At 43.4% G+C, this 18,874-nt stretch carries 16 protein-coding genes and 1 riboswitch; of the genes, 14 read left to right on the forward strand and 2 right to left on the reverse strand.

Going from position 1 to position 18,874, the window contains the following annotated elements; all coding sequences use genetic code 11:
* Positions 1 to 12 precede the first annotated feature (12 nt).
* From ACEW8F_RS08655 to ACEW8F_RS08695, 9 genes are all read left to right on the forward strand, one after another.
* Positions 13 to 1,977, forward strand: coding sequence for a VWA domain-containing protein (locus tag ACEW8F_RS08655; RefSeq protein ID WP_373483076.1), 1,965 nt, complete (start codon positions 13 to 15; stop codon positions 1,975 to 1,977).
* Positions 1,978 to 2,019: 42 nt separating this feature from the next.
* Positions 2,020 to 3,054, forward strand: coding sequence for an ATP-binding protein (locus ACEW8F_RS08660; RefSeq protein ID WP_373483077.1), 1,035 nt, complete (start codon positions 2,020 to 2,022; stop codon positions 3,052 to 3,054).
* 132 nt (positions 3,055 to 3,186) lie between these two features.
* On the forward strand, positions 3,187 to 4,320 hold the full coding sequence (locus tag ACEW8F_RS08665; RefSeq protein ID WP_373483078.1) for an ABC transporter substrate-binding protein: 1,134 nt from the start codon (positions 3,187 to 3,189) through the stop codon (positions 4,318 to 4,320).
* A gap of 13 nt (positions 4,321 to 4,333) precedes the next feature.
* Positions 4,334 to 5,356, forward strand: a complete 1,023-nt coding sequence (locus ACEW8F_RS08670; protein WP_373483079.1) for a FecCD family ABC transporter permease — start codon at positions 4,334 to 4,336, stop codon at positions 5,354 to 5,356.
* A 125-nt stretch (positions 5,357 to 5,481) separates the two neighbouring features.
* A complete protein-coding gene (locus ACEW8F_RS08675) occupies positions 5,482 to 6,699 on the forward strand; it encodes an ABC transporter ATP-binding protein (protein WP_373483080.1) in 1,218 nt (405 codons plus the stop codon).
* Between the two features lie 115 nt (positions 6,700 to 6,814).
* Positions 6,815 to 10,567, forward strand: coding sequence for a cobaltochelatase subunit CobN (cobN, locus tag ACEW8F_RS08680; protein WP_373483081.1), 3,753 nt, complete (start codon positions 6,815 to 6,817; stop codon positions 10,565 to 10,567).
* Between the two features lie 107 nt (positions 10,568 to 10,674).
* The gene (locus ACEW8F_RS08685; RefSeq protein WP_373483082.1) at positions 10,675 to 11,517 is read left to right on the forward strand and encodes an ABC transporter ATP-binding protein; all 843 of its coding nucleotides are present in this window, start codon (positions 10,675 to 10,677) and stop codon (positions 11,515 to 11,517) included.
* A complete protein-coding gene (locus ACEW8F_RS08690) occupies positions 11,517 to 12,251 on the forward strand; it encodes an ABC transporter permease (protein ID WP_373483083.1) in 735 nt (244 codons plus the stop codon). Before ACEW8F_RS08685 ends, ACEW8F_RS08690 begins: the two co-directional genes overlap by 1 nt.
* A 14-nt stretch (positions 12,252 to 12,265) precedes the next feature.
* Positions 12,266 to 13,318: a radical SAM protein gene (locus tag ACEW8F_RS08695; RefSeq protein WP_373483084.1), complete on the forward strand. Its 1,053-nt coding sequence runs from the start codon at positions 12,266 to 12,268 to the stop codon at positions 13,316 to 13,318.
* A gap of 50 nt (positions 13,319 to 13,368) precedes the next feature.
* On the opposite strand, the gene ACEW8F_RS08700 is transcribed toward ACEW8F_RS08695, so the two are convergent.
* Both ACEW8F_RS08700 and ACEW8F_RS08705 read right to left on the reverse strand, forming a co-directional pair.
* The gene (locus tag ACEW8F_RS08700) at positions 13,369 to 13,833 is read right to left on the reverse strand and encodes a EutP/PduV family microcompartment system protein (RefSeq protein WP_373483085.1); all 465 of its coding nucleotides are present in this window, start codon (positions 13,831 to 13,833) and stop codon (positions 13,369 to 13,371) included.
* A 12-nt stretch (positions 13,834 to 13,845) separates the two neighbouring features.
* On the reverse strand, positions 13,846 to 14,493 hold the full coding sequence (locus ACEW8F_RS08705) for a hypothetical protein (protein WP_373483086.1): 648 nt from the start codon (positions 14,491 to 14,493) through the stop codon (positions 13,846 to 13,848).
* 172 nt (positions 14,494 to 14,665) lie between these two features.
* A riboswitch (cobalamin riboswitch) is annotated at positions 14,666 to 14,850 on the reverse strand.
* A 208-nt stretch (positions 14,851 to 15,058) separates the two neighbouring features.
* On the opposite strand from ACEW8F_RS08705, the gene modA reads away from it, so the two are divergent.
* The 5 genes from modA (at position 15,059) to ACEW8F_RS08730 (ending at position 18,867) form a co-directional block, all read left to right on the forward strand.
* Positions 15,059 to 15,856, forward strand: coding sequence for a molybdate ABC transporter substrate-binding protein (modA, locus tag ACEW8F_RS08710; RefSeq protein ID WP_373483087.1), 798 nt, complete (start codon positions 15,059 to 15,061; stop codon positions 15,854 to 15,856).
* A gap of 8 nt (positions 15,857 to 15,864) precedes the next feature.
* A complete protein-coding gene (locus ACEW8F_RS08715) occupies positions 15,865 to 16,686 on the forward strand; it encodes an ABC transporter permease (protein WP_373483088.1) in 822 nt (273 codons plus the stop codon).
* Positions 16,683 to 17,447, forward strand: a complete 765-nt coding sequence (locus ACEW8F_RS08720; protein ID WP_373483089.1) for an ATP-binding cassette domain-containing protein — start codon at positions 16,683 to 16,685, stop codon at positions 17,445 to 17,447. The genes ACEW8F_RS08715 and ACEW8F_RS08720 overlap by 4 nt, the downstream gene beginning before the upstream one ends.
* Before the next feature lie 80 nt (positions 17,448 to 17,527).
* On the forward strand, positions 17,528 to 18,373 hold the full coding sequence (gene modD, locus ACEW8F_RS08725) for a ModD protein (RefSeq protein ID WP_373483090.1): 846 nt from the start codon (positions 17,528 to 17,530) through the stop codon (positions 18,371 to 18,373).
* Positions 18,374 to 18,504: 131 nt separating this feature from the next.
* Positions 18,505 to 18,867: a NifB/NifX family molybdenum-iron cluster-binding protein gene (locus tag ACEW8F_RS08730; RefSeq protein ID WP_373483091.1), complete on the forward strand. Its 363-nt coding sequence runs from the start codon at positions 18,505 to 18,507 to the stop codon at positions 18,865 to 18,867.
* The last annotated feature ends 7 nt before the right edge of the window (positions 18,868 to 18,874 follow it).

Here is an 18,874-nt window from a genome sequence, read left to right on the forward strand (position 1 = left end):
GAGACGAAAATAATGAATAATACTGTTTTTCCTTTTGTGGCCATTGTTGGTCAGGAGGAAATAAAAAATGCGTTAATATGGAATGTGGTCAACCCGAAAATCGGAGGCGTTCTGATCAGCGGTGAAAAAGGAACTGCGAAATCATCGTTAGCCAGAGGGGTCTGCAATCTGACCGTGGAAATGGAATTGGTTGAGTTACCACTTAACACCACCGAAGACCGCCTGCTGGGTACTATCGATTTTGAACATGCCATCAGATTTGGGGAACGACGCTTTGAAGCCGGGATTCTTAAAAAAGCCGATGGGAATCTATTATATGTGGATGAGGTAAACCTGTTAAGTGATCACCTGGTTAAATCGTTGCTGGAAGCGGCTTCATCCGGTGAAAATATCATCGAACGGGAAGGCATGTCATATCGGCATGCCGCCAATTTTGTTTTGGTCGGCAGCATGAATCCTGAAGAAGGTGGGTTACGGCCACAATTTCTCGATCGCTTCGGTTTATATGTTGAAGTGAAAGGCGAGACCGACACCCGGGTTCGGGCTGAAATTGTCCGACGACGGATCGATTATGAACGGAATCCGCTTGCTTTTGAAGAAAAATGGCGGGACCAGATTGTTGAACTGAGTAATCGGATTGAACGCGCCAGAGCAGACATCGGCAAGATTGTTGTGTCCGATAATGCCATGCAACTGGCCGCCTCGGTGGTGGATGAAGCTAATTGTGCCGGTCATCGGGCGGAACTGGTGATTATTGAAACGGCGAAAGCCATTGCGGCTATGGATGCCAGAAAAATGCTGAATATTAATGACATTAAAGAAGCAGCTAAATACGCTTTGCCGCATCGGATCCGTGAGAATAATGATCAGCCGGAAGCTTCGCCACCACCACCAGAACCGGAAGAAGAGCAAGAGCCGGAAGAAAACCCAGATCAGGAACAAAACGAATCTGGTAATGAACCGGAAGAAGGATCGGAGCAGTCACAGGATCAGCCAGAACAACCGGATAATCCGCCGACTGAACCGGAAGAAAACCAGGAACAGGAACAGGAACAGGAATCGGACTCCGAAACGCCGGAAGATTCCGGGGATGATCAAACTGATCAGGATGATGATTTTTTTCAGGGTGGCGAAGAAACCCTCGATGCGCCGGAGCAGATCTTTCAAATTGCCCGGTGGATATCAGAAACCGATAAGGGGACGATCTCAAAAGGAAGTGGAAAACGCAGCCTGATGGTAACCTCGTCGCTCCAGGGACGTTATGTCAGAAACCGTTGTCCGGCTAAAGGCGCGATCAAGGATATTGCCATTGATGCGACGCTGCGAACCGCAGCCCCTTATCAACGGTACCGCGAAAAAAATGGCATGGCCATTGCAATTAGTCAGTCGGATATTCGGGTCAAGATCCGGGAAAAAAGAACCGGAAATACTATTATTTTTGTCGTCGATGCCAGCGGTTCCATGGGTGCCAACAAAAGGATGAAAGCCGTCAAAGGGGCCGTTATCTCGATGCTTAATGATGCCTATCAGAAACGCGATAAGGTGGGGATGATCGTGTTTAAAAATCACTCCGCTGAATTGGTGTTGGGCGTCACTCGCAGTGTTGAATTGGCTGAAAAGAAACTGACGGCTTTGCCGACTGGCGGAAGAACGCCACTGGCAGCTGGTTTGAATATGGCTTTTGATGTGGTGAAAGCAGGAAAAATTAAGGATAAGGATATGCTGCCGGTGATTGTACTGATCTCCGATGGCCGAGCTACTTACAGCGATCAGGGAAAAGATGCCTTTGAGGAAGCGATGAAAGTGGCCGGGCGCATTCAGGCCGAAAAGATCAAAACCATTGTCATCGATACCGATCAGAGTTATATCAAACTCAATCTTGCCGAAAAACTGGCGGTTCGGATGGAGGCTGATCGTTATCAGATCGAAGAACTTCAGGCGAATAGTCTGATGACTGCGGTAGCACTGTCGCTATGATGATTAGAAAGACAAAATAACAGAAAAAGAAAAGGAAAAGTAATGAAAAAAAATATCAAAATCTACCCATTTACGGCCATCGTCGGGCAGGAAAAAATGAAGCTGGCACTGATTCTCAATGTCATTAATCCCTCACTTGGTGGGGTCTTGATCAGAGGCGAAAAAGGAACCGCCAAATCAACGGCAGTTCGTGCCCTGGCAGATTTGTTGCCGGAGCGGGATCAGGTCGAAGCCTGTAAGTTTTCATGTGATCCATCAAATCGGGATCAGGCCTGTTCCGAGTGCCTGGAAAAAATAAAAAGTGAGAAGATCAATACGGTTCAAACAAAAATGAAGGTGATTGATCTGCCGGTGAGTGCCACCGAGGATCGGGTGGTCGGAACATTGGACATTGAACATGCGATTAAAAAAGGGGAAAAGCGCTTTGAACCCGGCATTCTGGCTCAAGCCAACCGGAATATTCTTTATGTTGACGAAGTAAACCTGTTAGACGACCATGTCGTTGATATCCTTTTGGATTCAGCAGCCATGGGCGTAAATACCATTGAGCGGGAAGGGATTTCATTTACCCATCCGGCTAAGTTTACCCTGGTGGGGACCATGAATCCCGAAGAAGGGGATCTACGTCCTCAGCTCCTGGATCGTTTTGGCTTGGTGGTCGATGTGTTAGGTGAAGGCGATATCAGCCAGCGGGTGGAAGTTATCAAAAGACGGTTGAATTTTGAAAAAGAGTCGGATTTGTTTCATCAGGAATTCAATGCGGAACAGACGGCATTGGCGGACACGATTCAAAAAGCCATTGAATTTTTACCGGATGTAAGCTTTGATGATCAGTTGCTCGAAATCATCGCCAGGATATCGACGGCGCTGGGGGTGGATGGTCATCGGGCTGATATTGTTATGATGAAGACAGCGATGACCATTGCCGCTTATCATGGTAGAGCAGAAGTGACCAAAGAAGATGTCAAAGAGGCGGCCGGTTATGTGCTGCCGCATCGGATGCGCAAACGTCCGTTTGATGATTCCCAGTTTAGTCGGGGCAGCATTGACGAAATTGTCGATGAATTGGTTGGCTAGGTAGAAAATAATATCTAAACAGCGTGTTTTATTGTGCCGGGAACAGCAGGCGGATATGGCCTTAAAAAATAATGTGGCCCTGAAATTTAGGATCACTTGATGTCAAAAATAAATTAATTGAGGAGATTTAGGATGAAAAAGTTAAAAAATATCTTGATACTGTGTGTCATGATAACGGTAGGGTTATTCTGTCTGGCAGGCTGCAGCAGTTTGTCGGACAATGTGGATGGAAAACTGGAATTTGATTCAGCGATGGAATTAAAATATGCACAGAACTTTTCGGTTGATTGTTATAAGGGCGGATATAAAATTATTACCTTAAAAGATGGATCACGGTATCTGACTGTTCCTGAAGGAAAGAGTGTTCCGGAAAATCTTGATGCTGATTTAGTGGTATTGCAACTGCCATTAAACAATGTATGTTTGGGATCAACAAGCGCTGCTTCGTTGATGACTGGTATTGATGCCCTGAATGCCGTCACTTTGACAACTCAGAGTCGTGATAGTTGGTATATTGATGAGGTTGGCGCAGCCATGGATTCGGGACAGATTGCCTATATCGGCAAGTATGATACCCCGGACTACGAAATGCTGGCGGCACAACAACCCCAGCTGCTGATCTATTCCGGGATGCTGGATACCCATCCTGAAGTATCCGATAAATTTAAAGAGCTGGGTCTTAACTATATGGTTGACCGTTCATCCGATGAACAACATCCTTTGGCTCGAGTTGAATGGGTGAAACTTTTCGGCATTCTGTTTGACAAGGAAACTGAAGCTCAGGCGTTATTTGAAGAACAGGAAAAGGTTGTGGATGGAATTAAAGCTGAACCAACCGGAAAATCTGTCCTGGCATTCTATCGGACTACCAAGGGAGATTGTTATGTTCGAAATGCCGGAGATTATTTTCCCAAAATGATTGATTTGGCTGGTGGCACCTATACACCAGGGGATCTGAAACAAGATGAAGGCGGAACGACAAAAATGGATTCGGAAACCTTTTATCAGACCGCTGTTAACGCCGATTACATTATTTACATCGATTTCAGTTCAACCGAACAAATCACGAAGCTCGATGAGCTGGTGGCAAAAGATCCCTTATTTGCTGATCTGAAAGCGGTAAAAAATAAAACCGTCTGGAGTACCAGACAGGATTTCTGGCAAGTCACTGCGACATTGGGTAATATGATTTCAGATATCAATACGGCGATTACCGCTACCGATAATTCACAGGATGAGTTGACCTATCTTTATCGGTTACAGTAGGTAAAACTGAAATATGAAAATAAGTAGCGTTGGCAGGATTGCCCGCTATCAGATTGTTTTTGTGCTACTGACTTTTGCTCTAATTGGGGCATTGGTTTTCAGCATCAATTCTGGTAGCGTGGAGATGTCAGTCAAAGATATTATTAAAATTATTGTTTTCAGAGCGCAGGAAGGTTCGGTTGAAAGCAATGTCATCTGGAAAATCAGGCTGCCGCGTTTAATTGCGGCAGCCATTCTCGGTGGGGCCTTATCGGTATCTGGTTTTCTGCTGCAAACCTTTTTCAGAAATCCGATTGCCGGGCCCTATGTATTGGGGATTTCGTCAGGGGCAAAAATGTTTGTCGGGTTTACGATGGTCGTTTTGATGAGTTATGTCAGTGTCTTGCCATCGGCGATTATCGTGCTTGCAGCATTCGCCGGCTCGCTGTTGTCGATGGGATTTGTCTTGTTAGCGGCCAGAAAAGTTTCCAATATGTCGATGTTACTGTTGGTTGGCGTGATGATCGGCTATATCTGCTCGGCGTTGACTGATTTTTTTGTTAATTTTGCTGAAGAACGGGATATTGCCAATCTGACCAACTGGTCGATGGGCAGTTTTTCCGGTATTGGATGGTCAGATATCAGGGTCATGTCGATTATTGTTTTTATCTCGTTGATTGTGGTACTGATGTTATCTAAACCAATTGGAGCCTATCAATTAGGCGAAGGATATGCCCAAAGCATGGGCATTAACATTAAATGGTTTCGGATTCTGCTGGTTTTGTTTTCAAGTCTGCTTTCAGCAACGGTGACGGCATTCGCCGGGCCCATTGCTTTTGTGGGAATTGCGGTGCCACAAATCGCAAAAATTCTCATGAATACCTCAAAACCGATTATCATTATTCCAACGACATTTTTAGCAGGCTCAGTATTTTGTGTTTTCTGTGATATTCTTGCCCGTACATTGTTTGCGCCAACAGAATTGTCGATTGGAACAGTGACGGCATTTTTTGGTGCACCGTTTGTGATCTGGTTGTTGTTAAAACGAAAAAAATAAAAGCTTGTATTTGCTGGCGGGACTTCAGAGATTAATCCATAACGCCCAGAAGTGGCAGGCAGCGAGGAGTCCTAAATGATCATTTGGGAGAAGGAGGATGAGCTGAAAATCAGTTCTAAATAATTATGTATTTTCAAACAGATAATCTATCGGTTGGTTATGGCGGAAAAGCATTGATTAAGGATATTAATATAGGTGTCGAAAAAGGCAAAATTCTTTGTTTGCTGGGGCCAAATGGGTCAGGAAAATCCACGGTGTTACGGAGTATTTCAAAGCATTTGAAAAAAATAGCCGGAACAGTTTTTATCGGAAAAGAAGACATCAATCATTTAAACAGCGTTGAGACGGCGAAAAAAATATCGGTGGTGTTGACCGATCGGGTGGCGCCAGAATTGATGACTTGTCAGGAAGTCGTTGCAACCGGGCGCTATCCTTATACCAATCATTTTGGCAAACTGACTGAAAGGGATGAGCAGATAATCGAAGAATCGATGAAATCGGTAAAGGTTCTTGAACTGCGGGATAAAGATTTTACGCAGCTCAGCGATGGCCAAAAGCAGCGCGTGCTTCTGGCCCGGGCGATTTGCCAGAAACCTGAAATTATTATTTTAGATGAACCGACTTCTTATCTGGATATCCGCCACAAAATTGAGTTGTTGGGTATTTTGAGAAAAATGGCTGTGGAAGACAATGTAACCGTCGTATTATCGCTTCATGAAGTCGACTTGGCGGCAAAATTGGCGGATACCATTATTTTGGTTAATGATAATCGGGTTTATGGATGTGGCTGTCCCGAAGATATTCTGGATGATGCGATCATTCGAAATCTCTATGGGATTGAGCAGGGCAGTTTCAATATGCTGTTGGGAAGTGTGGAGTTGCCTAAGACATGTCATACTGATCCCAATGTTTTTGTTTTTGGTGGAGATGGATATGGAACCCCGTGTTATCGGGCATTGAACAAAAAAGGGATTTCCTTTTGCACCGGTGTTTTGTACCATAATGATGTGGATTATCAGGTTGCCAAAAGTCTGGCACACGAAATTATTTTTGAAAAAAGTTTTCGACCGATCGGTGATGCCGTTTATGAAGCTGCGCGAAAAGCGATGCTTAAATGCGATGTGATCATTGATAGCGGCTTTGAATTGGAGGGCGAAAACAATCGTAATCGGACATTGCTGGAACTGGCCAAAAATACCGACAAAACGATCTTGAGTTTGCGGAGGAGGCCATTAAAAACGAGTGGCTCCGTTCGGTATTTTGATGATATTCAGACGATGATCAACAGTGTAGAACTGGAAGTGTTAGCATCTGAGAAAAACGAAGTGGCGTTATGCAGCTGAGGGGATCGGCACGATTGCGGGGTCGTAAAGAATCAGAAGCTTTGAATAAAAAAAGAAGGATTCCCAAGCTAATTTTGTTGGGAACGATATTATAAATGGAGCGGGAGGAAGAGTAATGTATCGAATTGTTTTTATTTGTTCACCGATGGATCACTCCTATCATATTAAGGATGCGGCACAGCAATTGAAACAAGAAACAGCTGATATTTCAGTTGATTTTCTGGACAGCACAAGTATCGATCGTTCATCAGATGAACAGCTTCTGGCGCTGGAAAAGCTGGAAAAAGCTGATTTTGTTTTTGTTTTTATGCATGGTGGCCTGACTCAATTTAAGTCCTATGCGATGATAATGGAGACGTTTGAAAATAAAAAACGATTTTTCGTCTGGTCGGGTTATGATGAAGAAAACCGGCTGGCATTAAAAAAATCTGGTATTTCACCGATGGAATATGAAGCGATCCAGCACTATGTCATGGATCATCGCGTCGGTAATGCGATCAATCTGTTAAAATATCTGGGTGCATATTATGGATACTTGAAACTTGAATACCTGGCGCCTGCCCATGCCCAGTGGGAGGGTATTTATTATCCGGGGAAAGAACTAAGCATTGAAGAAGCGCTGAAGGAGGCTGCAGCCAGCAGTAAACCGGTAATTGGCATTCTGCTTTATAGCCGCTTGATGCAAGAAAATAATCTCGAACATATTGCCGCATTGATTGCGGAAATTGAAAAGCAGGGAGCATACTCACTGGCGGTCTATTCGGCATCGGCACCGGATCTGACCATCGGCTGCCGGGGTTTTCACTGGGTTGTCGATCATGTGTTTACGACGGATGGCAAGCGGAATGTCGATGTTATTATCAATACCATGAGTCATTCTCAGAGCATTCTCTCAGATCCGGGAGATGGCTCGCAGACGGTTGAAAAAAGTATTTATGAAAGCATCGATGTCCCGGTGATTAAGGGGCTCAGCACCTATCAAAGCGATGAAGACTGGCAGGAGAATCTTCGCGGGATTGATAATATGTCTTTTCCCGGAAGCGTCTATTATCCGGAGTTTGACGGACAGATCATCAGTTTTACCTTTGCATATACTACAATGATCCGGGATGATATCGGTGAAAAAACAATCAATCAGCCGATTCCGGATCGGGTAGTAAACCTGTGTGAGCTGGCCATTAATTGGGCGAAGTTGTCACATAAGGATAATAAAGACAAAAAAGTTGCCATTCTCTTTCATAATATGCCGCCGCGAAATGATATGATTGGTTGTGCCTTTGGCCTGGATACGCCCCAAAGTGTTTTTGATATGGTTAAGGCCCTGGAAAAAAACGGTATCACAACGGCCTATGATTTTGAAAATGGGGATCAAATCATTCAGAATATTATTAATGGGGTCAGCAATGATACCCGGTGGTTGTCGGCAGAGCAGGCAATTGAGCGAAGTATTGCGATCATCGAAAAGAATGAATATGATCAATGGTTCGAGCCGCTGGATGAAAAAAGCCGTCAGGAAATGATTCGTGACTGGGGTGAGCCCCCAGGAGAAAATATGGTGCATCAGGGCAGAATGCCAGTACCGGGTATTCTTAATGGTAATATTTTCATTGGACTGCAACCGGCCAGAGGTTATGAAGATAAAGCCGACGAGGTCTATCACAGTACCGATATTGTGCCGCCTCATCAGTATATTGCCTTTTATAAATGGATTAAGTATGGATTTCAGGTGGATGTGATTGTCCATGTGGGGACTCATGGGACGCTGGAATGGCTGCCGGGAAAAGAAATCGGCTTGTCATCGGCCTGTTATCCCGATATTGCTATTTCTAATATTCCTCATCTTTATCCCTACAGTATTACGGTTGAAGGCGAAGGGATTCAGGCGAAAAGGCGCTCTTATGCGGTGATCCTGGATCATTTAATTCCATCATTGACCTTAAGTGGATCTTATGATGAAATGGAAGAACTGGATGATCTGATTAAGCAGTATTATCGGGCACGAAGTACCGATGCCGGCAAGATGAGTTTTGTGCAGGAAAATATTGAAAAAATTGTTATGGAGGGTGACTACTTAAAAGATTTGAATCTGACGGTCGCAGCGATGCAGTCAGATTTTTCGGGATTTGTTGAACAGTTGCATAGCTGGGTTGAAGAGATCAAGAATACTTTGATTAAAGATGGCCTTCATATCTTTGGTAAGGCGCCGAGTGAAGAAAAACGTCATCAGTTGGTTTGTGCGTTGTTGCGTTTGTCCAATGGGAAGGTGCCTTCTTTGACCCAGGCCACCTGTCGGGCGAAAGGTTATGATTATGAGGTTCTTAAAAACGAACCGCAGGCAGTCGATCAGCAGGGAATTACGAATTTGATGAAATTCAATGAAATTGAAGCGATCAGTCACAAACTGGTGACGGATTATTTCAGCAATCAGCTGGAACCGACCTTTGTTTTGGAAAAGTCGAGCGATTATTTTGAAACAGCGGAGTCATCTGATTTGGAGGATCTGGTGACGGTATTTCAATTCATTAAAAATACCGTTGTGCCAAAACTCGAGGCAACGACCGATGAGATGAAATATCTGGTGAATGGAGTGGATGGAAAATTCGTTCCGCCTGGGGGTTCAGGCGCACCGACCAGGGGACGGGTCAGCATCTTGCCAACTGGTCGGAATTTTTATGCCATTGATCCCTCAGCGGTGCCGACCCGGGCCGCCTGGGAAGTTGGGAAGCAATTGGGACAAAAAATGATTGACCGCTATGTTAAGGATGAAAACAAATTTCCGGAAACGATGGTCATTGTCGTTTATGCCGGCGAAACCATGAAAACATCTGGCGATGATATTGCCGAAATCTATTACCTATTGGGTGTCAAACCAAAATGGCTTGAAAATTCAGATAAGGTGATTGGACTGGAAGTGATTCCGATCGAAGAATTGGGCCGGCCCCGGGTTGATGTGACGTTGCGGATTTCCGGTTTGTTCCGGGATACCTTTCCCAATCTGATTGAATCAGTCGAAGCAGCGGTCAATATGGTTGCGTGCCTGGATGAATCGGATCAGGACAATATTATCAAACGGAATTTTCAAAATGAAGTGCGGGAACTGATTAAAAATGGTACCAGTCTTGAAGTGGCTCAGGAAGAGGCGGGAATGCGAATTTTCAGTGATCCGCCAGGAACCTATGGAGCTGGTGTCACCCAGTTGATCAACAGTAAAAACTGGCAAAGTTATACCGAGCTGGGTAATATTTATACCTTCTGGGGCGGCCACGCTTATGGCAAAAATGTGCATGGGAAACGGGTGACCGAAGTTTTTGCCAGGCGTTTATCCAAGGCGCAGATTACGGTGAAAAACGAATCATCGATGGAAATTGATATGCTTGAAAGCGATGATTTCTATAACTATCATGGGGGATTAATTGCCGCGGTGCGAACCGAATCGGGTGAAAAGCCGCATTCCTATTGTGGGGACACCAGTGATCCATCGCGGGTGGGTTTAAATAACGTCAAAGAGCAGACCGCTAAAATCATGCGCGCCCGGATTTTGAATCCGAAATGGTTTGACGGTTTGAAAGAACATGGTTACAAGGGGGCCCAGGAGATCTCGGGAATGGTTGATTTCGTTTTTGGCTGGGATGCGACATCAGATATTGTTGAAGACTGGATGTATGAAAAAATCAGTGAGAATTTCCTCTTTAACGACGCACGACGGGAATGGATCAAGGACGTAAATCCCTGGGCCATTCAAAATATGACCGAGCGTCTGCTGGAAGCGGCACAACGGGGAATGTGGGACGCCAAAGCAGAAAGCCTGGAAAAGCTTCGCGCCATGTATATGGATATTGAGGGTGACATTGAAGGATTCAGTGAATAGGAAAGGGAGTGAAAATCGATTCCATAATATGAATAAAGATCTAAACAAAAGGTGGCCGGAATAGAAATCATGTTTCGGACTGAAGTGATTGAGGAGGAAGGGAAAAAATGCTGGAAATAAAAAATTTAACCAAAGCGTATAAAAATGTTACTGCGGTGGATCATCTTGATTTAACCATCAAAGATGGAGAGTTTTTTGGTTTGCTGGGGCCCAATGGGGCCGGAAAAACGACGACAATTCGCATGATCAGTACCATTACGCCAAAAACGTCGGGAGAAATCGTGATTGACGGAGAAAGTATCGATCGGAACTTAACGGCGATTAAAGCTAAAATTGGGGTCGTTCCGCAGCAGAATAATCTGGAAAATGAGACGTCGGCCTGGGAAAATCTGGAAGTACATGGCATCTTGTATGGAATCAGCAAAGAAAAGCGGCGCAAGAAGATTGAAGAGCTGTTTGAATTTACCGGCTTGACGGATCGTAAGGATGATCTGGCAAAAACCTATTCAGGCGGGATGAAGCGTAAACTGATGATTGCCAGAGCGCTACTTCATGAACCGGAGATTTTGTTGCTGGATGAGCCGACCGTCGGGCTGGATGCATCAGCCAGACGAAAAATGTGGGATCTGTTAAAACGATTGAAGTCAAATGGTTTAACAGTGTTGTTGACCACCCATTACATTGAAGAAGCAGAAGTTTTATGTGACCGGGTTGGTTTAATAAATAAAGGGAAACTACTGAAATTGGATACCCCCTGGAACCTGATCGAAGAAGTTGGCAAGGTGACAGTTGAATATTTTAAAAACGGAGAAACCCAGGAAGAATTTTTCAGATCCCGGGAAGAAGCCAATGTTTATGCTGCTGAACTGGAAGGTGATGTGCGCATTCGTCCGTCGAATCTGGAAGATGTCTTTTTGAAATTTACGAACAGAAGGGTGGAGGAAGCATAATGAGTGGATTATATGGCATTTTATGGCAGGAATTTATTGTCTTTAAACGAAAATTCTGGGCCACGACGATTGGCTTTTTAGTTTCGCCCATCTTATATCTGGTGGCATTTGGCTGGGGGCTTGGAAGCGGTATGGAGATCGATGGCGTGTCCTATATGGCCTATATCATACCGGGGATTATTGCGATGAATACAATGATGACAAGCTTTAACAATACCGCTAATTCAATTAATATCTCGCGCATCTTTTATAAGACATTTGAATATTATGTGATTTCACCGATTAATATGACAATTTACGCATTGGGAAAAATAATTGCCGGCGCCTTTTATGGTATTTATTCCGGAATCTTGATTACCGTGATCGTGTCGATTTTTACCTCGGATCTGGTGATTACGCCATATTTTATTTTTATTGCGTTGTTAAACTGTTTTGTCTTTTCGGCGCTGGGGTTTTTAATTGGGTTACTGATTAATTCTCATGCCGACATGTCCAAATTTATGAGTTTTGTGATTACCCCGATGTCTTTTTTATGTGGAACCTTTTTCCCGATTGACAAGATGCCGGAAATTTTACGATGGTTTATTTATTTATTACCCCTGACCCATACTAATATTGCATTGCGGACAACGGGGGAAACACCCGGAAATATGATGCTGCATGCAGCGGTGTTAATGCTTTATTTGATCGTGATATTTATCATCAGCATACGGTTATGTAAGAATGTGGAATAAAAGGTAGTATGGGCATGAATCAGACTAATAAGGGAAAAGAATTATTAACGATGGCGAAAGAAAAAGTGTTGATTGTACTCTGGACTACCGGCCGCTGTAATCTGGCCTGCAAATACTGCTATGCCGGTTCAACCCATTTAAAAGCGGATATGGATTTTGAGACGGCGGCTCAGACTTTGGATCTGTTTTCAGATCATACCATGAAAATTCAATTCGCCGGAGGAGAGCCGCTGCTTAACTATCCACTGATCTGTCGGGTTGCTGATTATGTCAAAGCGAAGGGATATGATGCCAGCTTTCAGATGCAGACCAATGGCACCTGCATTACCCCGGAAATTGCGGTTGGCCTGAAAAAAATGAAAATTGCCTTAGGGGTCAGCCTGGATGGCCCCCCGGAAGTGAATGAGTTTACCCGGGGAAAAACCCGGGAAGTCATCGCCGGAATTCAATATCTGGCTGACGAGGGGATTAAAATTAACTTGAACAGTGTAGTGACCAGTCACAGCGTGATGCAGTTGCCCAAGCTGGTCAATTTTGCCTATTATCTGGGAAATGTGGGTGGGATTGGCCTTGATCTGCTCCGGGAGGCCGGACGGGCCAGAGATAACACAGATACAATCCAAAAAGCCAGCCCGGAGCAATTGCAAAAGGCGCTAAAAGGCATGGTCGAAACAGCTAGGGAACTATATGAATTGACTGATAAAAAGATCGTCATCCGGGAGATCCATGAAGCCAGACAACGGTTAAAAATGTCTCCCTGCAGCAAAGCGTATTGTTATGCTTCTTGTGGCCGATCCTATGTGGTCTTGCCTAATGGCGATGTTTATCCCTGTGGATCGTTGATTGATGAGCCGGCATATTATATGGGGAATGTGAAAAAACCACCTTTAAAAAACGTAGCTATTGGGAGAGCGGAACCGGAAATCTGCAAAATTTGTGACTTTTATGCAGTCTGTCCTGGGGGCTGTCCCTCCCGGCTGCTGATCAATGATAATGATGGCGAAGATCGGTCTTTAGATTGCGTGCTGAAAAAAACCGCCTTTGAGATTGCCAGAAAGAGTAGTTGAACGCTGTAAAAGAGCCGCATTTATTTTTAAACGGATTAAGGTTCTTCATCTCAGACTTCAAAAGCGATATATTCTTGAATAGTTTTTTTCAGTTCAAGGATCCCTTCCCCGGTAATCGCACTGACAGGATGAATTTTATCGGGGCGGATCCCGGCATAGGTCAGGTAGCGCTGACTGCGTTTCAGGTCGCAGTGCTTGTGATCGATTTTGGTAATGATCCCAATCACCGGGATGTTGTAGGTACAGACAAAATTTGGGGGCACCGAGTTTTGGTGATCCGTGCTGGAATTAATCAGAATAATCAGCCCTGAATCGCAGGTCACATTGATGGCCTGGGGACGAAAACATGGCAATTCAACAAATTCACCGGGGGTATCAATAAAATGATCAGAATAACTGACCTGTTGGGTTTTGCCATAATTAATCAATTCATTGGTCAGCCGTTGGAGTAGGGTGGTTTTACCACTGCCAATCCGTCCGATCAGAGCGATGCGGTTTTTATTATTAGCTATCAATAGTCCTCCTGTTCAGGCTGATTGGACAAAACGGGCTTCGCGGCCGATACAGGCGTCAATGGGACAGGTTTGACATTCACAGTAGTCTAATAAATCCTCAAAAAGAATGCCGGAAGAACTGTAAAGCGGTCGCATGGTGCTGTGCTTGGTTATTTCCATGCCAATGCTTTTGGGGCTGTTGCCGAAGGTATCGAAGATGATTTGATTGGCTTCAATCGACCAGTCTGGGATCAGTCCGGGATTGACCATCCCGATTTTTTCTAAGTCATATTCCTGCTGAACCATTTTTTTAAGACGCTGCATTGCCGTAACGATCACTGGCATTTTAAGCGAATTGGCCAAATATTTTTCGCCCAGGGTGAGATCTGTCGGCATTTCGCCAATGGTCAGCAAATAAAGAAATACTTTCTGATTGCCTGAGAAGAGGTGCTTCAGCATTTTGCTTTTATAAACATGACCACCGATCAGAATCGCATGGCTGTTTGTTATTTCTACTGGACACTCTTTTAGAATCGCTAGGGGTTTAAACCAGTTGTTCAAAGCATCTTTAGTATCGATGTATTCATAATAGGTAGGGGAATCCGTCTCAACCGGCTTTTTTCCCAGCAAATTTTCAACATCCGAACTGATAGGGATATTTTTGATAACGACGTCTTTCATTTTTTCCTCTTTTCATGATTGTTGGTTTTCTATTTTAACAAAAAAATAAAAAAACCTTTTCAAAAAAAGGTTTACAAATACTGTGTTGTTTCCATGACGCTTGTGATCCCGCTGGATTGGCAGTGCGTCATTTCGTTTTATGCTCACATTTTGCAGCCTTCTTTGAAGCTTCAAACAGATAATGCGTTTACAAAAATATCCTGACTTGGAGGGACCTTCTGCATCCAGCCTTCTCGGTTTAATCCAATGACTGATTGCGTCCATATTCTCCTTACAGTAGCAAAGAAACTGTCACGGGTTTTCACCGCGTTCCTTTTGTAAATGCTTACTTTTCATTTATTATAGTCTAAAAATCGACACGAATCAAGTGAGTTATTATTGTTTTAGCAGGACAATCAAATATAATTGGTAAAAATACGGAGTTAACATGCCATTTTTGGTCGGAATATAATTTTCAGTTCGTTTTCTTGTGGATTAGATGCTTGACACAGGACTATAACATATAATATAATTCAAAACATATTAAAACATAACAAAACAAAACGAATATAAAGGAAAAGGTTGGATGATGAGAAAATTTAAAAAATGGTTAGTGGTATTAGTGGTAATGGGCACAATTGTCAGTTTGGTGTCGGGTTGCACCAGCAAAACTGATAAAGCAGAAGAAAAAGTCGATGAAGGTCAAAGTCTCGCTGGTCAAACCTTGTTTGTTTATTGTGGGGCTGGTATGACCAAACCGTTTGGTGAAATAGCCGATAAATTTAAAACAGAAACTGGTTGTGAAATGGAAGTAGTTTATGCCAATTCAGCCCAAAGTCAGAATCAGATAAAAACAACCGGTGAGGGAGATTTATTTATTGCCGGATCTGCTGATGAATTGACACCGGTTAAAGATGTTGTTACCGAAAGCAAAGATCTGGTCAAACATATACCGGTATTAGCGGTGAAAAGCGGAAATCCAGTGGGGATTGCAGGCTTAAATGATCTGACTAAGGAAGGGGTTGAAGTTGTATTAGGTGATGCCGAGGCCACCCCAATTGGAAAAATAGCCAATAAAGCGCTCACTGATCTGGGAATTCTAAGTAATGTCAAAGTCATTGCCCGGGCAGCCACAGCACCTGAAATATTTAATGCGTTATCGGTTGATGAATGCGACGCGATCATTGTCTGGAAAGAAAATGTGACCGGTTCGACCACTGAAATTGTCAAGACAACTGACCTCGATGCCTATGTAAAAAAAGTACCAGCAGCGATACTAAGCAGCAGTAAAAATACCGAAGCATTGGATGCGTTCATGACATTTTTAGATTCAGATTCAGCTAAAACGATCTGGGAAAAATATGGATATGAAGTAATCAACTAAACGATCTGATGAGAGAACGATTTTCGATATTCAGTTTTTTTGAAATCTTCACGATTATCATTGCGATCATCGTCGTTAGCTTCACTGCAGTATTGATATTAGCAATCGTGTTAAAAGGGCTTCCTTATCTGGGTCAGGCCTTTTACTCAGAAGAAGTGCGGTTTGCTGTTAAGCTGAGCCTATACACTGCAAGTATTTCCACAATCATTTGTATGACTCTGGCGATTCCGACGGCATATGCATTGACGCGGACATCGTTTCCCTTTAAAAAAATGTGCCAGATGATTATTGAGCTGCCATTATCGATGCCCTATCTGGTTTTGGGTTTGAGTTTATTGATTATTTTTTCGTCGGATTTTGGAAAAGCCATGAAAGAATTGGGATTTAAGGTTGTGTTTGATAAGAATGGCATCATCATTGCCCAGACGGTTGTTAATCTACCCTATGTGATCCGATTTATCCGGACGGCATTTGAGGAAGTTGACGAGCGGTTGGAATTTATTTCCGGCAGTCTGGGAGCAACGAAGTGGGAACGCTTTATTACCATCACCTTGCCACTGTCCAAAAATGCCATTATCACAACGATAATTCTTGCCTGGTCCAGAGGTCTCGGCGAATTTGGCGCGACACTGATGCTGGTTGGTGCCACCCGGATGAAAACAGAAACCCTGACCACTTCCGTTTATTTAAATCTGGCAACCGGGGATACCGGTGCTTCGATGGCATCGGCAACAATTATTTTGATTATTTCACTGATCTCTCTTTTTCTGACTAATTGGATTGGTAGGAAAAATCCCCAGGAGAGCAGGATGAAGGATGTAAACCGATGATAACAAATACAATGGTTGAAATCAAAAATTATTCCATTCAATTAGGATCCTTTCAATTGAACAATATCAATTTAAGCATCAGTGAAAAAGAAATTTTTGCGGTCCTGGGAAGAACAGGATCCGGCAAAACTGTGTTGCTGGAATCCGTGGCGGGATTTTACCGAAAATTTTCCGGTGATGTGAGCATTCAGGGAAAACCAGTGATTGAAATTCCGCTGGAAAAACGGCAGATTGGCTTTGTCTATCAGGATTTTGGTTTGTTTCATCATATGACCGTATATGAGAACATTACTTACGGATTGAAAATTCAAAGAAAAGACAAAGCCTATAAAAAAGAAATGGCTGATAAGATGGCCGAAATTTTGTCAATTGGACGTATTTTGAATCAGTATCCGGGAACCTTAAGTGGGGGTGAGCGTCAAAGAACAGCGCTTGCCCGGGCACTGATTCTTAATCCGAAATTGTTGCTGATGGATGAACCCTTTTCATCCTTGGACCCGGCCACCAAAGAAATGATGTATCAGCAGATTAAGGAAATCCATAAAATATTTGGATGTACCATTTTGTTTGTCACTCACGATTTTAATGAGGCCCAGATAATGGCCGATCGAATTGGTATTATGGTAAAGGGTGAATTAAAAGGGATTCGAAAAAGCGCAGATTTATTTGAAGACTGCCAGGATCAGGAAATCAACCAGTTTTTGCTGGGTCATCATGAGAAAAAGAGATCACTGTATGAAAGAGCTTGTTTTGCAGGTTAATGGCATTATGTGTCATCAATGCGTTAAAAAAATAGAAGAGAAATCATTTAAAATAATTAATTAAACATGGGGGAAGGAATATGGCATTTATATCAGTTGATGAAATCGACCGGTTAATTAACGAGGACGTTCCTTATATTGACTTAACCAGCTGGACGCTGGGGATCAGAGAACAGGAGGGCCGGATCACCTATTTTACAAGAGAAGATGCTGTTGTTTGCGGAACTGAGGAAGTCAAAGCTATCTTTGATCGTTTGCATATTGAGATGGATCATATGGTGCCATCTGGTCGGAAGATCACCGCTGGTTCTGAGCTCATTACAGGAATTGGTCGGGCTGAGGATTTGCATATAGCCTGGAAAGTGGGACAGAATATTCTGGATAACTGTTCGGGAATTGCGACAAAAACTAGAAAAATGGTTGATGCTGTTAAGTTTCATAACCCGAATATGGCTGTTCTGACAACCCGGAAGGGCTTTCCCGGAACCAAAACCCTGGCCACCAAAGCCATTATGGCAGGAGGAGCCATGCCTCATCGGCTAGGTTTGTCGGAAACCATTCTTATTTTTAAACAGCATATGAATTTTATTGGCGGATTTGAGGGATTGCTGAATCAACTTCCAGAAATAAAGGCAGAATGCTGTGAAAAGAAAATCATCGTTGAAGCAGCCACACTGGAACAGGCCATCAGTCTTTGCCGGGCCGGAGTAGATGGTATTCAGTTTGATAAAATGAGTGTCGAAGACCTGACCAAAGCAGTGGAATACTTAAAAAATGAGTTTTCATCCTGTGTTTTATTGGCGGCCGGTGGAATCAATGAGACAAATATTTCAGAATACGCCAAAACAAATGTAAATGGGATTATTACAACAAGTTTATACAGCGCTAAACCCATTGATATTGGGGTAAAAATTGAAAGAAATTAAAAGTTCCTGAAATGAAAGTTAGCCAGAAAACTTATTATTGACATATGCTGCTAATGCAGTATAATTAGTTATTACAGGCATATGTCAATAAACATGTGCAATTATGAATTTAAACTTTTCTGGAGGAATTTATGAAAATCGCATTACCGACTCGTCAGAATTTGATCGATGAGCATTTTGGACATTGTGAATATTATACTATTTTTACTATTGATGACAGCAATAAAGAAATATTGGCTGAAGAAGTTGTCGCGTCACCAGCAGGATGTGGATGCAAATCTAACATTGCCGGAGTACTTGCGTCAATGGGTGTCAATCTTATGATAGCCGGCAATATGGGCGATGGCGCTGTGAATGTTCTGAGACGATCAGGCATCGATGTGCTGCGAGGGTGTTCTGGTGACGTTAAAGAAGTTGCCTTAAGCTGGTTGGCTGGTTCAGTAACTGATTCAGGAGATGTCTGCCATGAACATGAGCATGGATGTAGTCATTAATCCTCAC

The organism is Acetobacterium sp., assembly GCF_041752335.1.
Taxonomy (GTDB): domain Bacteria; phylum Bacillota; class Clostridia; order Eubacteriales; family Eubacteriaceae; genus Acetobacterium.

What these genes read in the sequence shown, in the direction of transcription:
- ACEW8F_RS08655 (WP_373483076.1), top strand. Translation starts at nt 13, where the DNA reads ATGAATAATACTGTTTTTCCTTTTGTGGCCATTGTTGGTCAGGAGGAA.
- ACEW8F_RS08660 (WP_373483077.1), top strand. Translation starts at nt 2,020, where the DNA reads ATGAAAAAAAATATCAAAATCTACCCATTTACGGCCATCGTCGGGCAG.
- ACEW8F_RS08665 (WP_373483078.1), top strand. Translation starts at nt 3,187, where the DNA reads ATGAAAAAGTTAAAAAATATCTTGATACTGTGTGTCATGATAACGGTA.
- ACEW8F_RS08670 (WP_373483079.1), top strand. Translation starts at nt 4,334, where the DNA reads ATGAAAATAAGTAGCGTTGGCAGGATTGCCCGCTATCAGATTGTTTTT.
- ACEW8F_RS08675 (WP_373483080.1), top strand. Translation starts at nt 5,482, where the DNA reads ATGTATTTTCAAACAGATAATCTATCGGTTGGTTATGGCGGAAAAGCA.
- cobN (WP_373483081.1), top strand. Translation starts at nt 6,815, where the DNA reads ATGTATCGAATTGTTTTTATTTGTTCACCGATGGATCACTCCTATCAT.
- ACEW8F_RS08685 (WP_373483082.1), top strand. Translation starts at nt 10,675, where the DNA reads ATGCTGGAAATAAAAAATTTAACCAAAGCGTATAAAAATGTTACTGCG.
- ACEW8F_RS08690 (WP_373483083.1), top strand. Translation starts at nt 11,517, where the DNA reads ATGAGTGGATTATATGGCATTTTATGGCAGGAATTTATTGTCTTTAAA.
- ACEW8F_RS08695 (WP_373483084.1), top strand. Translation starts at nt 12,266, where the DNA reads ATGAATCAGACTAATAAGGGAAAAGAATTATTAACGATGGCGAAAGAA.
- ACEW8F_RS08705 (WP_373483086.1), bottom strand. Translation starts at nt 14,493, where the DNA reads ATGAAAGACGTCGTTATCAAAAATATCCCTATCAGTTCGGATGTTGAA.
- modA (WP_373483087.1), top strand. Translation starts at nt 15,059, where the DNA reads ATGATGAGAAAATTTAAAAAATGGTTAGTGGTATTAGTGGTAATGGGC.
- ACEW8F_RS08715 (WP_373483088.1), top strand. Translation starts at nt 15,865, where the DNA reads ATGAGAGAACGATTTTCGATATTCAGTTTTTTTGAAATCTTCACGATT.
- ACEW8F_RS08720 (WP_373483089.1), top strand. Translation starts at nt 16,683, where the DNA reads ATGATAACAAATACAATGGTTGAAATCAAAAATTATTCCATTCAATTA.
- modD (WP_373483090.1), top strand. Translation starts at nt 17,528, where the DNA reads ATGGCATTTATATCAGTTGATGAAATCGACCGGTTAATTAACGAGGAC.
- ACEW8F_RS08730 (WP_373483091.1), top strand. Translation starts at nt 18,505, where the DNA reads ATGAAAATCGCATTACCGACTCGTCAGAATTTGATCGATGAGCATTTT.